Origin of the sequence: Maribacter litoralis (assembly GCF_003075045.1) — a bacterium.
In the GTDB taxonomy this organism is placed as follows: Bacteria; Bacteroidota; Bacteroidia; order Flavobacteriales; family Flavobacteriaceae; genus Maribacter; species Maribacter litoralis.
Window position 1 is genome coordinate 150,336 of the sequence record NZ_QCZD01000003.1, and the last position, 13,593, is coordinate 163,928.

Below are 13,593 nucleotides of genomic sequence, written 5' to 3' on the forward strand. Positions count from 1 at the left end.
TGCCACGCATTGCGTTTAGCGTTGGGCGCTAAGCTCTTTTTAGTTTGGAATTTAGCCATGTTATCATCTTTTCAAATCTAAAGGAGATAAATATTAAATATGCACAGCTAATAAAACTACCGAAATTGCTACTTGATGTATCTTTAAAATAAAACACATTTAAAAGTGTTGCTACTAAACCTAAAACACCAACGGTAAGAATAAAATATTTTAAAATTTTCATTGTACCGGGCTGAATGTGTTTTTGCATCTTTTGGACAGTTTTGATAACTAATTACACCTATATGTAGCATTTTTGTGCAAATTGTTACATGTTTTGATGAAAAAGCAGAAAAAACTTCTCATGAAACTGATTCACATTCTGGTAGCCTTACTACTCACTATCACTTCCGTATCATGCCAGCAAGAAAAGAGAGCAGCAGATGACGATGTTACTGTTATGTGGGCATCCCTTTTATCTGATTTAGCGGCTGAGGATAAAGAAGCTTTTAAGGAGGCATCTGCTGAGACCATTCGTTGTTATGATTGTTTGGAGAATACGCCATCCGAAGTGCAACACATGAACTTGTTACGAGAAAATGATTCGCTCTGGTACTCTAAAATTTATGAAGACCTTATTTATATTCCTATAGATAGTTTTATCGCCAATGATTATGACACCCTATTCAATCCTAAATTTGTAAAAATCCTTCAGGAAAATGAAACGATAATTTCCAGTGAAGAAACCAATGGGGTTACATACGCCCATATACTGGTAACCACTACCCTACCTACTGCATTTTTTGAAGGCGCCCAACATATTTTTTCTTTTGTGAAAAATGAAGATGATGTATGGAAATTAAACGAGATCGGCACCATCCCCTAATAAACCTTATTACCTACCTACCCAACTTTTAAAGTCCGACGCCTTTGCCTTGCTCACTATAATACGCTCACTACACGGCGGATGCACCTCTACCAATAATTTGCTATTGAAATGAAGTTTTATGGTAACAATGGCTTCCCTACGCAAAATAAATTGACGGTTGGCCCTATAGAAAAGTGATGGGTCCAAAGCCTCTTCCACTTCCTCTAATTTGGCATCTAATACATATGAACGCTCTTGCACCGTAACTGCTTTTACCACGCCCGTATCTATAAAGAAATAGGCAATATCGGCAGTTTTTACAGGAATCAACTGTTCACCCATACCAACCAAAAATGTCTGTTTATAATTGTTGGGCTTGGTCTGTATTAAATGCAAAAGACTTTGCATTTGCATCTCATCTATACCTTGCTTTTGGTTTTGGGTCTTAAAACGCTGCAACGCATCAGACAGTTCTTCTTGATCAATAGGCTTCAACAGATAATCAATACTATTCACTTTAAAAGCCTTTAACGCATATTGATCATAAGCGGTAGTGAATATAATAGGAATATTGATGGTCACCTGATCAAAAATTTCGAAAGATATACCGTCTGCCAAATGAATATCCATAAACACCAAAATACCTTCGTACGGATTACTGAAAAAATCTACGGCGGCCTTAACGGTATCTAACAACTTAACGATCTCAATATTCGGATCGATCTTAGTGAGCAAATATGCCAAGTTATCACTTGCAGCAAGTTCATCTTCAACAATAATTACTTTCATGCCGGGCGGTTTAAGGGCAATTCTACTTTAAATATATCATTTTGGGTACTTACCTTAACTTCATTCTTTAGCAAAAGTAAATACCGCTTCTTTAAATTATACAACCCCGTGCCCATACCTTCTGCCATGGTTGTACGTGTACGAATAGGGTTTTCTACGAATAACGAATTTTCTACTGAATATACTTTTACGGTCAACGGGTTGGTAGATGATATTTCGTTATGTTTTACCGAATTTTCTACCAATGACTGCAATGCCAATGGTGGCACTTTACGGTCTAACAGTTCTTCAGCTATATGCACCTCTATGCGTAGGCGATCACGATACCGGGTTTCCATCAAATAGATATAACTGCGTAAAAATTTTACTTCGTCTTTTACGGGTACCAAATTGATTTCGCTACTCTGCAGAATATAGCGGTACATGTACGAAAGCTTATTTACAAATTGTGTCGCCTTTTCGTTTTCTCGTATTAAAGAGGATAACGAGTTTAAGGAATTGAACAAGAAATGTGGGTCTATCTGATTTTTAAGGGCCGCAAGCTCATTCTCTAAATTTTGTTGTTTTAGCTGCTCGTTCTCTATTCTACTTTCTTGCTTATCTGTACTTACCCGCAGTAAACGGGCAATAAAAAATAGCACTATGGACAAATTTATAAAAGTAAAATTGACCCAGCCTTCTTCATGGGAATCCAACGTTCTACCATTTACCAAAGGATAAACCGCTATTATGATTTTCACCACGGCAAAAAGTGACAAAGCATTGATGAGCAATATCAATAGCCACTTTACTATTGGCGGCCATTTTAATGCATCATAATCTATATTGGCATTCAACTGAATTACCGACCATGAAAAACAAAAGAAGAATAGGTACCTATATAAAAAATCGGTAACCCAAGACATAGAGAAGTTTAAATTCCCCTCCATAATACCATTATATAGATAGATTGTTTTTGGCAGTGATACCAAAATACCTATAAGTAGGGCCGTTTTAACTACTTCGCCCTGTTTAACCTTTGTCAATGCCATATAACCTCTTTTCTAAATGGTACTTCTCAAATATACCGTAATAATAACTTTGAATTTGCAATACGCAAAAAAGCCGGCCTTTACTAAGTAAAGACCAACTTACAATTAAACTACACTAACTTCTTAAAGTGCATAGGCATCAAAATCGGCAGGTAAATATGCCGCTGTATCAAAACCTAATTCCACTATTTCTTCCTCTTCAAAAATTTCAAAATCTATATCGGATAAATTGGCACCTGCGTAGGGATCAAAATCAAGGGGTAAATATTCAAAGGTGTCAAAACCTAGGTTTACTTCTTCTTCAATCTCTACCACTTCTATTTCACTGGCGTCTAAATTGCCCATTTCTAAAGAAGCTTTTAATTGGGCTTCAAAATCAATACTACAATCTTCGAAAATAGCAGTGATTTCTGCCTTCTCTGCTTCTTTTTGTTTCTGTACTCCTTTAAATGATATAAAGGTGACGGCCACTACGACCACGGCTGATAAAATTTTAATGTTTTTCATGATTTTATAATTTTTAAGTTTTTAGAATTGTTTTTCTATACCCCAAAGATATTGAGCAATACTGCTCTCGGATAATATTAGTGACCCAACTGTCGAATTTGCCATCTAAAACAGCTTTAGACAGTTATGAATTATTATCGGTGGATATGTAGCGGGAATAATTTTGAAGAAAATAGTATTTGAGCACTACTACTTTGATGCTGTCAAACAATTAACTAACATTCGTTTTTACGGATGCATATTTACTTAGTGAACCAATCTCGTACCGTTTCTTCGGCTAATTTGTTATTTGGGGTGAAGGCATTATTATGTTCACCACGGTATTCTATGTAGCTGGGAAATTTCCACCATAGAATGCCTTGGCACCATGGTTCGTTCTCAATACCTTTAAAAATAACTTCGTATGCCCTTTGCTGTGCCTCTTCGTTTATGGTATCATCTGCCTCAGCGTGCGGGTTCTTCCAAGGGGTATCAATACTTCTAAACCCTATTTCAGTAAAAACTATAGGCTTCTTAAAATGGTCGTATACTTTTTTAATTTTGGTTTTTACCGTATCGAATTGTAAACTCATCTCCTCATTGGTAGGGTTATCCTTTTTACTCAAAGGATAATAAGAGTTAAGTCCTATAAAATCCAAATCGTCCCAAAACGTAATATTTTCAAATTCGGCACCCCAATTGGCTGCATACGTTAGTTGCCCCGAATACAGCGCCCTTGTTTTTTTAATCATCTCACGCCAAGCTTCTGGCTGGGCCAATGTTGCCTTGGTGAACTCCACACCAATACAGAGCGCATCCATCTCATGAATTTCTGCCAAAAATGCGTAGTGTCGAATCCACCGATAATAATAATCGTGGAATTTATCCCATTGTGCATCCGTTGGCATATCTATACCGCCAGGCCAACTACCACCAACATAAATTTGAGGTTTCAATAAGGTATACATGCCCATATCACTTGCCATTGAAACAGCATGTACCACGGCGTCATCATTTTCACTACCAGCATTATCACTAAAATGTAAAGGCGTAGGGGTGTTGATGTCATTGATGCCCGTATACGGTACTATGGCCATAGCATTACTGCCCATATTCTTTTGCTTCAATAATGCTTCGGTAGCTTTTTGCGAACCATAACCATTGTAAATACTATAACCTTCATGGGCAAAATTGAAGCCTTTTAGGTAAGGTAGTTTCTTGGTCTCCATTTTTTCCTTCGGATGTGCTTTTGGTAAGGATTTTAAATACTGCTGCCATTTAAGATCAAGGCTTTTTATCTCTCCGCTAGAAAGCGATACATTCTTATACTGTTGCAAGTACCTGTTTTTGCCCCACGTATTAATTAGAAAATCTGCGAACGCACCCGCCATACAATCCCTGATCAATGACGATTCCATCTCCAAAAATGTGTTGTTCAGCAACTCTGCCACCGTATACGTGTTTTCAGACTCCACCAATCTTGCCGCCCAATATTTATAGCCCTTCATCTGCCAAGTATCGGTAAAATAAATAGGTAGCCCCACATTAAAAATGGTTTTATTACTTTCCCCTATAAGGTTGTACAGCATTAAAGCATTGTCTCTACCAATATAATTATTCGCATATATATTATTAATAATGGTGTGAACCGAGTTGGTTGCCACATCAAAAGTAGAGTGGTCGGTATTGCCCGTCATTAGACCTTTTTCTTCTGTACAGGTGTAGAAATTATAGGTGATTTTCGGCACATTGTTTCTACCAACAAAACCGACAACCTTAGCCTTGGCCGCCTTTACCTCCGCTACCTTTTTGTCCACCATTGCAGCATCTAGAGCTTGTTGGTGGTTAATAAACTTATACTCATCGGTATCCAATACTATTTCCGTACCTGTGGCGAAATTGAAGAACGTGGAACCCTCGATCCCCCATTGAGCATTAAAATCGCCCATGACCAATCTTTCCTTTTGCTCATAAACCTCATATTCCAAATTCTGACGGTAGAACGACTGTCCTTTTTCTGCCACCTTTTCTGCAAATAACTCAAAAACTTCATTGGCATTGGTACCCGTTAAAAAGGCAAAGGGAATTTTTGGATCTACGGGACTCGGATAAAAACACACGCCAAGAATGGAATTGTTATTAGGTACTTCTTTAGCACCAATGGTAATATTCGTTTCCGACACCTGAAACGGTGTACTGCCCATATATTTTTTAATGAACGGATTCTCATTTACCGTACCTACCAAAAAGACAATTGAATTTTTAAAACTACTATCATCAACCTCATCAACAGCCTTATAGCTTACTTTAACACTGCGCCGTGAACGTGTGATCTCTTTTTTAGAAAGTTCGTGAAGTAAATCTTTATACTGCTGCTGTAATGTTGGGTCTTTTGCTCCATAAACCACCAAAATCTCTCTTTTATCAAAAAAAGTTCTGCGTAAATCCCTTCTGGAGGAAACAGAATCCAGACCTATCGAAATACCCTCATTTTCAGCTGTTGGTAAATACTGCACTCCGGCAAAGCCGACGATACCGACAATAACAAATAAGACTACCAATAGATATTTCCTGTTCATGGACCTAATGAGAATTAAACGACAGTATAAGATAGCAAAACTGCAAAACCTAATGCCGAACAAGGCATTATTTAACTTAAAAAAAGGACATTGGTATACCCAAACCTGTAATTGACCGTACTATCAATACTATGAAGCCCAACCTGATACTTACGCAAATAGAGTTGCAAACCATAGCTGTTGTGGTAATAAGCTATTTCTACCTTAACTTTGTACTAAATAGCCAACGCTTCATGAAATCAGTACTATTCTCAACCTTTGTTTTTTGCACTTACCTATTGGCCGCCCAAAACAATGCAACCATACCTTTAGAAGACTTTACCGAATTACAGGTATATGATAGAATTAGTGTTACCCTTGTAAAAGGTGATGAGAATAAGATCGAAATACCTGCTAGCGATAAAAAGGACCTTAGCATTACCGAAAACGACGGGCGATTACGCTTAAAAATGTGTTCAGGGGAATCTGTATTGAATACCATTCTAAGTTTAAAGTTGTACTATACCGAGGCGTTATCCATTATTGATGCCAACAAAAATTCTAGGATTATTTCTACGGGACTGGTAATAGGTACCGATTTAGCCATTGAAGCACAAGATGCCAGTACCATTACCTTAAACATTGCCTATAATAACGTGTCCGCCAAAAGCACTAGTGGAAGTGAAATAAAACTGTCCGGTACCAGTAGTCACCAAGAGGTAATGATCAATACCGGTGGAAAACTTTTGAACCAAGGATTAAAAACAAAAAGCAGCACTGTGATTGTACTTTCGGGAGGCAGCGCCGAAGTTTATGCCAGTGAAGCGGTCATTGCCAAGGTAAAAGCCGGTGGAGCCATTACCATTTACGGAAACCCCACATCTGTTGATAAAGACGATACTTTTGGTGGTAAAATTGCCATTGTGGAATAACTACTGTTCTATACTCTGAACATCAAAGGCTATAAGCTCATTATCTTGAAATTGTGGTGTAACTTCAATAGGGTTGCAACACACCTCGCAGTCTTCTACATAAGTTTGTTGTGAAATAGATGGATCAAGAAGCATGGATACTTCTTCCCAACAATACGGACATTGAAAGTAATGCTCGAACATAGCTATACATTAAGCTTTCAGTTCTTTTGCCAAATCTTGTAATGTAAATGTTTGTATCAAGTTTCCGCTATTGGAAGTGAAAATGGTCTCACGCCCCAGCTTTAAAGCCAAGACATCTTCGTCTTCCTCTAAATGTACATCTGCCGGATCAATGTTGATCTCTTCCAATTTTACATCAAATCGTTTTTTTAAAGTAACGGAGCTATTCGATTTTCTCAACTCAAAGCCGTAAAAGTCGAATAGGCGTTGTAATCCACTAAAAAAGCTAAAGCCTATAAAAAGTAAACCGGCCATGGCAAATTTATATGCCAAGGTAAACACATCTAGCTCATCACCGTTTATAAACGTATAAACCAAATTAATGCAACCGTAAATACCCAACAAGAATACCAATAGACCTACTATTACCGCTAAAATATCAGTAAACAAAGCCTTGTTAGTTCTGGTGACGGTTAGTCCGTCTTCCGTTCTATTGGCTTGAAACCCAAAATCCTTTAAGTATTCCAAATTCTGAATCTGCGCCCTTTTGTTGGCAATGGTCGCATTTAAATCGCTCATATCTACAACAACAGCACGTTTTTGCAACTCATCTTGTAAACTTAATTGTGCTTCAAACGTGAGCAATGAATGTTGGTTCATTATTGCTATGAGCTCGCTATTTGTTCTATTGCTATACATGTTCTTTTGTAATTAATTTACTCGATAACCGAGATTAAAAACTTAAAGGTCTACTGCTTATAATTCCACATTCAATAATTGACCGGTAAGCTGCAATAATTGTAGCTCTGCCAACTTAGCATCATACTTTGCCAAATTCTTATTGGTCTGCGCGTTCAGTAAATTGATCTGCGCCTGTCTAAATTCTATTGATGTAATACTACCCAATTGAAACTGCTCTCTTGAGCGTTCAAAATTATTCTGGTTGGTAAATACGTTCTGTTCCTGAATACGATATATTTTCAGCAAATTCTCATACAATGCCAAGGCATTCTGCATATCTCTATTTACTTCCAGTTCTACCTGTTTTCTTAACAATTCTTGATTGGCATACGCAATTTTGGCATTTTTTACACTTACCGTTGTACTACCGCCATCAAACAAATTCCACGTTAAACTAGCTCCTAGCGCGTAGTTGCCAGAATTGGAATTGGTACCGGGAAAAACGGCACCCGTCAAGAAAGCAGAGGGTGCATTCTGGTTCCTGTTCCATCCATAAGAACCTGTTAACCCAATAGTAGGCAGGTAACCAGATTTGTTCACTTTAATATCGTAAGCATTAATATTTAGATTGGTCTCTGTCTGCAGAACCGCCACGTTATTGGCTATGGCCTGATCCATATATTCCACAATTTGAAACTTAGGTATAAATATTACCGTGGTATCTACCATATACTCCGCACTTAAATCCTGATTCAGTACCACATTTAAATCTCGCTTTGCATTGGCAAGTTGCTGCTCGGTATTCAATAAAGCAATACTATCATTGGTCATATCTACCTGTGCGTTCAAAATATCCAACTTGGTATTCTGCCCATACTCAAATGAATATTCTGATCTGGTAATCCTATCCCTTGAAATTTCCAAGGCTTGCTTCTGTACATTTCTATTTTCCGTTAAACGGGCAATTTCAAAATATACCGTAAACATCTGGATCATGGTATTCTCAATTGTCTCACGCGCCTGTAAGCTGCTTAGCTGATATTGCTCTTTTAGTCTTTTGTAATTATAATACCTTCCCAAACCATCGAACAAGGTATAATTAAGACTTAAACCTGAACTATAACGTTGACTCTCTGCGCCATCAATAGAAATATCATCCCTTGGACTACCGTCATCATTAACCTGCCCAGGAAACTCGGTCGTAGTATTGTTATTGTTATATGTGGCAGCGGCAGTACCCGTTAATGTTGGAAGATAACCTGAGTTTAGGACACTAGCATTATTTTCTGCAATCTCTACCTGACCTTTTGCGATCTCTATTCCAAAATTATTTTCCAATGCCTTGGCTACCGCTTCTTCTTTAGAAAGCGTGGTCTCTTGTGCCAGAATAGTATATAGCGGTAGAAATACCAATATTGTGATGAATCTTACTTTACTCATTATAACTTATCTAGATTCTTATGTGTTTCTGAACCATTTTCAATGATATCGTGTGAATGGCCTTCTAAATGTGAGGCTTCTTTCTTTTCCTTAATGGCTCTTTCTACTTCTTCTTTTGTAATCTTATGTCCGGAAGCGAATGATAAATTCTGAGCTTTTAAATTATTACTGAAGGATAAGAACAACGGCAGCATCAATAAAGTAAGTACCGTAGCTATACCAATACCATAAGCAATGGAAATTGCCATTGGCTTTAAGAATTGCGCCTGTCTACTGGTCTCTAACATTAATGGAGCTAAACCGGCGATCGTGGTTACCGATGTTAAGAAAATTGCCCTAAATCTTGATTTACCGGCTTCAAAAATGGCGTTGTCAAAAGACATACCTTCCCTTAAATTAGAATTGAACTTACCTATGAGTACCAAACCATCATTTACCATAATACCGATCAATGCAATGATACCCAATATAGAAAGTACGTTTATAGGAAAATCATGAATCCAGTGACCCCAAGCAACTGCGGTAAAGCTAAATGGCACCAATAACAATAACATTAACGGCTGACTGAAACTTCTAAACGTAAATGCAATTGTGATGTATATTAAAAGGATTACCGTAAATCCAACCAGTTTTAAAGACCCTGTCAACTTCTCCAATTCTCTATTTTGCCCTTCATAAGAAGCACTTACCGTTGGATATTTAGATTGTATTTCCGGCATGTGTACGTTCTGAATCTCTGTCATGATTTCCGTAGGACTATCCTTTACATCTTTCATATCTGCGGATACCTGAATTTCTCGCCTTCCTTCTAAACGGTTGATGGCTACATCTCCACGAACAATAGTATAATCTGCAACCTCGCTTAATGGCACACGCTCACCAGATGGAGTTACAATTCTCATATCATCTAAATTGGAAATTGAAGAACGCTCTTCTCTATCATAGCGCACCCAAACCCTAATCTCATCTTGTGACCTTTGAAAACGTTGTGCCTGTACACCAAAGAAACCGGCACGAACCTGGGTCATTAAAGCTTGAAGATCCAAGCCAAGTAAATAGGCATTTTCCTTTAAGGTCAATCTGATTTCTTTAATACCGGCAGGATCATTATCGGCAATATCCTTTAATCTTGGGTTTTTAGTAAGAATTTCTTTAAGCTCAACCTTTGCAGCCTTTAATTGCTCTATATTATTCCCTAATAAGGATACCGATACAGGCGATCCTCCAAAATTACCACCAGAACCATAGATCAAACTTTCTACGCCTAAAACCGGTCCCACCAATTCTTCCAATCTACGGGTAACCATATCCGCAGAAATCTCATTAGGTCTTTCTTCGCCTGGTAATAGGTTAATGGTCAATACCGCAGATGAAGAACCTGGTCCCAATCTTCTGATCATATTTTCAAAAACCATTTTATCGCCTTCAGGAAAATATTTATCGGACAGTTCTTGATTTACTATGATTGCTTTCTCCTCTATAAATGAAATAATAGAATCTGTTATTTTCTCATTGGTTCCGTTTGGCATTTCTAGCTCTATACCCACACGGTCACTGGCAATTCTTGGAAAGAAAGCCGTTCTAATAATACCACCACCAACAGAACCTAACGTTAATATGAATGCCGAAGCGAAAACGGCGAACATAAATATTTTATGATTCATTGAAAATCTCAATACGGGAGTATAAAGATTATCACGCATCCATACCATTAATCTATCTCCAAACTCATTGATTACCCTAAGTTTGGCAAATGCATTTGCGAATCCGCTTTTTGGCTTGGTATCAATAGGCTGTAATGCTTTTGAATGTGCCAAGTGAGCTGGTAATATGACCAATGCCTCTACCAATGACACCACCAATGTTAAAATAACGATTACGGATACTTCACCAAAGAATTCCCCAATTCTACTATCTAAAAACAAGAAAATAGAGAATGCCAAAATAGTGGTTATAATAGCGGAAATAATTGGAGGCAATACCTCCATAGTACCGTCTACAGCTGCTTGAACAGGAGATTTACCCTTTTCATAATGCTGATAGATGTTCTCTGCAATTACAATACCATCATCTACCAGAATACCAATTACGATAATCATACCAAATAACGACAGTACATTAATGGTAACATCAAAGAATCCCGCAAAAACAAACATTCCTAAAAATGCTACTGGCAACCCAAAGGCCACCCAGAACGCCAATCTTGTATTCAAGAAAAGAGATAGGAATATTAATACCAATACCATACCCATTATGGCATTTTCGGTTAGCAACTGTGTTCTTTGATTTAGCGTGATAGATTGGTCGGAAACAACATCTAACTTTATATTGTTGTACTTTTCATTAAAATCATCAACATATTCATTCACCTGATCCGCAGCTAAAATAAGATCTTCATTATTTGTACTTGTAATTGTAGTACTAACAGAAAGGTTACCGTTAAAATAACTTGCATTTGGTGTTTCGGCAAAACGATCTCTTACCTCAGCAACGTCTTTTAAACGTATTACGTTACCAGATTGATCTGCCCTAACCACAAGGTTATTTAGTTCACTACCATAATAAGACCGGTTATTTGCACGAATTAAATACTCTTCGGCATCAGTCTTAATATTACCACCGGTAACTAGTATATTGGCATTACCAACTGCATTCGCTACTTCTGTAAATGATAAACCATAGGCCAACAGGTCATTCTCGTTTACAGCAATTTCAATTTCTTCATCTGGGAAGCCAGAAAGTTCTATTTGAGAAATACCATCCATGGCACGTAGATCATTTTCGATCTCCCTACCCACGCTTTTTAATGTTGCCAACGGAATATTTTCACCGCTAATGGCAAATGCTATGGTTTGACGAACGGTCTCTAACTTTGCAACAATTAAAGGTTCCATGCCCGTTGGGAAAGTTGGCACCCTATCTACCGCATTCTTGACCTCTAAAAGCATGAAATCAATGTTCTCTCCCTTCTCGATTTCTACATTGATCGTACCACTATTCTCCCTTGAAGTGGAAGTTACACGATCCACGCCCTCCAAGCCTTTTAGGTTGTCTTCTATCTTTAAGACGATACCCTCTTCTACCTCTTGTGGTGAAGCTCCTGGATAGGTAATAGTGATGGAAATATTCTTAGAATCGGTAAGTGGGAAAAAAGAAGATTTCAAAGCCTTTGCGCCAACAATACCAAAAAGGGCAAAGGAAATTACTACGACATTAACGGCAACGTGATACCGAATAAAATATTCAATAAGTTTACGCATTATCCTTTTGTATTTTCTGGTTGTTCACCATAAATTTTCACTGACATACCGGTATATGCACCGCTTATAGGTTTGGACACGATCGTTACGCCATCAGGTACTTTTTTAAGCACTACACGTTTATCTGAAAAATAAACAGGTTCTACATCTATAACATCAAGTACAGAATCTCTTACAACAAAAATCTTATTGCCTTCCAATAAAAGTCCTCTGTCTACCTCAATAGCGTTTTCTTCTTTCTTAGCATCTAAATCTGCCTCTAAATACATGCCTTCCCTTAAATTCCCGTCCTCTACCTCTATGTAGGCATTAACGGTTTGGGTCAATTGGTCAATACTACCGTTAATTCTGGTAACCTTTCCTTTATACGTACTATTATCATCTAGATTGGTCAACTCTACAGATTCCCCCACTTTCAATAAATCTGTATACCGTTTACTTATGGCCACTTCAAGTTCATAAACCTCTGGGTTAATAAACTCCCCTAATTTTTGACCTGATCTTACCAAAGTACCTTCTGTTACCAAAGTCTCGGTAAGTACCCCAGAAAATGGTGCCGTAATTCTGTATTTGGCAAGCCTCTGCTCTAAATTCTTAACATTGTAATAGCTCGTTAAAATACCTCTGCCCGAGATAAAGAACTTTTCTTTCTCCGAACCCATTTGCGGCAAAGCCGGAGTACTTTTTGACATATCAAAATTTGCTAGGTACTCTTGCCATTTTGGATAAATATCCGGGTAGTCTAAACGCAAATCTGGCATTACCGCCGTTAATTGATTAAAGAGATTACTTTTGGCAGACTGTACGCTTGCTGCATATTCATCTGCGTCTATATTAATGATGGTCTCCCCCCTTCTAAAAGTTTGACCTTCCTTAAATAATTTACTACCTTTTTTGAAAACACCTTGAACCTCTGCAAACAACTCTACACGCTGTTTGGCAGTTAAATTACCATTTGCAGATACTACAATGGGCACCGTACCATTTTCAACCACCTCGGTAAAAACAGTTTTTACTACCTTCTCAGATTTAGGCTTGAATGTTTTTTTACTATCAATAATATAACCCGCAAGAAAAATGGATACTACAATTAGTAAAATACCTAGTACGGTAAAAATAATTTTTCGCATTTTATTATAATTTATAAGCGTATTTCAAAAAACACAGGATCAAAAGTACTTTTAAATATCCTTTATCATTCTGACGATTAAATGAAACGACCAAATTCAAACCTGAAACGACTTTGAAACATTCTCAGCTTTGAGCACCGTAATCTTTTCATCACCATTTCCCTAAAGAGCATTTAACATCAACGTTTAAAAAACTATTACCGTCTAAGACAACAATCAAAATATTGTTAAAACAAGCTGCATTTTTAAACAGACTTTAACTAGAAACTTTTGGAAA

Annotated in this window: 12 protein-coding genes; 2 read left to right on the plus strand and 10 right to left on the minus strand. The window is 37.5% G+C overall.

The window, feature by feature from the left end; genetic code table 11:
- Nucleotides 1-28: 28 nt before the first annotated feature.
- Nucleotides 29-250, minus strand: coding sequence for a hypothetical protein (locus DCS95_RS12150; protein WP_116771069.1), 222 nt, complete (start codon nucleotides 248-250; stop codon nucleotides 29-31).
- Between the two features lie 93 nt (nucleotides 251-343).
- On the opposite strand from DCS95_RS12150, the gene DCS95_RS12155 reads away from it, so the two are divergent.
- Nucleotides 344-865 (plus strand): hypothetical protein, encoded by a 522-nt coding sequence (locus tag DCS95_RS12155; RefSeq protein WP_164674188.1) that lies wholly within the window; start codon nucleotides 344-346, stop codon nucleotides 863-865.
- Nucleotides 866-874: 9 nt separating this feature from the next.
- Here the strand turns inward: DCS95_RS12155 and DCS95_RS12160 are convergent, their stop codons facing one another.
- From DCS95_RS12160 to DCS95_RS12175, 4 genes are all read right to left on the minus strand, one after another.
- A complete protein-coding gene (locus DCS95_RS12160; protein ID WP_116771071.1) occupies nucleotides 875-1,636 on the minus strand; it encodes a LytR/AlgR family response regulator transcription factor in 762 nt (253 codons plus the stop codon).
- Nucleotides 1,633-2,667 (minus strand): sensor histidine kinase, encoded by a 1,035-nt coding sequence (locus tag DCS95_RS12165; RefSeq protein ID WP_116771072.1) that lies wholly within the window; start codon nucleotides 2,665-2,667, stop codon nucleotides 1,633-1,635. Before DCS95_RS12165 ends, DCS95_RS12160 begins: the two co-directional genes overlap by 4 nt.
- Before the next feature lie 123 nt (nucleotides 2,668-2,790).
- The gene (locus DCS95_RS12170; protein WP_116771073.1) at nucleotides 2,791-3,174 is read right to left on the minus strand and encodes a hypothetical protein; all 384 of its coding nucleotides are present in this window, start codon (nucleotides 3,172-3,174) and stop codon (nucleotides 2,791-2,793) included.
- A 242-nt stretch (nucleotides 3,175-3,416) separates the two neighbouring features.
- The gene (locus tag DCS95_RS12175) at nucleotides 3,417-5,732 is read right to left on the minus strand and encodes a glycoside hydrolase family 113 (RefSeq protein WP_116771074.1); all 2,316 of its coding nucleotides are present in this window, start codon (nucleotides 5,730-5,732) and stop codon (nucleotides 3,417-3,419) included.
- Nucleotides 5,733-5,965: 233 nt separating this feature from the next.
- On the opposite strand from DCS95_RS12175, the gene DCS95_RS12180 reads away from it, so the two are divergent.
- The gene (locus DCS95_RS12180) at nucleotides 5,966-6,643 is read left to right on the plus strand and encodes a head GIN domain-containing protein (RefSeq protein WP_164674189.1); all 678 of its coding nucleotides are present in this window, start codon (nucleotides 5,966-5,968) and stop codon (nucleotides 6,641-6,643) included.
- Here the strand turns inward: DCS95_RS12180 and DCS95_RS12185 are convergent, their stop codons facing one another.
- From DCS95_RS12185 to DCS95_RS12205, 5 genes are read right to left on the minus strand one after another with little or no spacing between them, the layout of a single operon-like run.
- Nucleotides 6,644-6,826: a CPXCG motif-containing cysteine-rich protein gene (locus DCS95_RS12185; RefSeq protein ID WP_116771076.1), complete on the minus strand. Its 183-nt coding sequence runs from the start codon at nucleotides 6,824-6,826 to the stop codon at nucleotides 6,644-6,646.
- 9 nt (nucleotides 6,827-6,835) lie between these two features.
- Entirely contained in the window at nucleotides 6,836-7,504 is a 669-nt protein-coding gene (locus tag DCS95_RS12190) for a hypothetical protein (protein WP_116771077.1), read from the minus strand.
- A 57-nt stretch (nucleotides 7,505-7,561) separates the two neighbouring features.
- Nucleotides 7,562-8,926 carry a TolC family protein gene (locus DCS95_RS12195; RefSeq protein WP_116771078.1) on the minus strand — a complete coding sequence of 455 codons (1,365 nt, stop codon included), beginning with the start codon at nucleotides 8,924-8,926 and terminating at the stop codon, nucleotides 7,562-7,564.
- Nucleotides 8,926-12,186 carry an efflux RND transporter permease subunit gene (locus DCS95_RS12200; protein ID WP_116771079.1) on the minus strand — a complete coding sequence of 1,087 codons (3,261 nt, stop codon included), beginning with the start codon at nucleotides 12,184-12,186 and terminating at the stop codon, nucleotides 8,926-8,928. The genes DCS95_RS12195 and DCS95_RS12200 overlap by 1 nt, the downstream gene beginning before the upstream one ends.
- Nucleotides 12,186-13,316: an efflux RND transporter periplasmic adaptor subunit gene (locus tag DCS95_RS12205; protein WP_116771080.1), complete on the minus strand. Its 1,131-nt coding sequence runs from the start codon at nucleotides 13,314-13,316 to the stop codon at nucleotides 12,186-12,188. The genes DCS95_RS12200 and DCS95_RS12205 overlap by 1 nt, the downstream gene beginning before the upstream one ends.
- Between the last annotated feature and the right edge of the window lie 277 nt (nucleotides 13,317-13,593).

Coding starts and splice junctions, on each gene's coding strand:
- DCS95_RS12190 (WP_116771077.1), bottom strand. CDS start 7,504: ATGTATAGCAATAGAACAAATAGCGAGCTCATAGCAATAATGAACCAA.
- DCS95_RS12165 (WP_116771072.1), bottom strand. CDS start 2,667: ATGGCATTGACAAAGGTTAAACAGGGCGAAGTAGTTAAAACGGCCCTA.
- DCS95_RS12180 (WP_164674189.1), top strand. CDS start 5,966: ATGAAATCAGTACTATTCTCAACCTTTGTTTTTTGCACTTACCTATTG.
- DCS95_RS12170 (WP_116771073.1), bottom strand. CDS start 3,174: ATGAAAAACATTAAAATTTTATCAGCCGTGGTCGTAGTGGCCGTCACC.
- DCS95_RS12155 (WP_164674188.1), top strand. CDS start 344: ATGAAACTGATTCACATTCTGGTAGCCTTACTACTCACTATCACTTCC.
- DCS95_RS12150 (WP_116771069.1), bottom strand. CDS start 250: ATGCAAAAACACATTCAGCCCGGTACAATGAAAATTTTAAAATATTTT.
- DCS95_RS12185 (WP_116771076.1), bottom strand. CDS start 6,826: ATGTTCGAGCATTACTTTCAATGTCCGTATTGTTGGGAAGAAGTATCC.
- DCS95_RS12200 (WP_116771079.1), bottom strand. CDS start 12,186: ATGCGTAAACTTATTGAATATTTTATTCGGTATCACGTTGCCGTTAAT.
- DCS95_RS12175 (WP_116771074.1), bottom strand. CDS start 5,732: ATGAACAGGAAATATCTATTGGTAGTCTTATTTGTTATTGTCGGTATC.
- DCS95_RS12205 (WP_116771080.1), bottom strand. CDS start 13,316: ATGCGAAAAATTATTTTTACCGTACTAGGTATTTTACTAATTGTAGTA.
- DCS95_RS12195 (WP_116771078.1), bottom strand. CDS start 8,926: ATGAGTAAAGTAAGATTCATCACAATATTGGTATTTCTACCGCTATAT.
- DCS95_RS12160 (WP_116771071.1), bottom strand. CDS start 1,636: ATGAAAGTAATTATTGTTGAAGATGAACTTGCTGCAAGTGATAACTTG.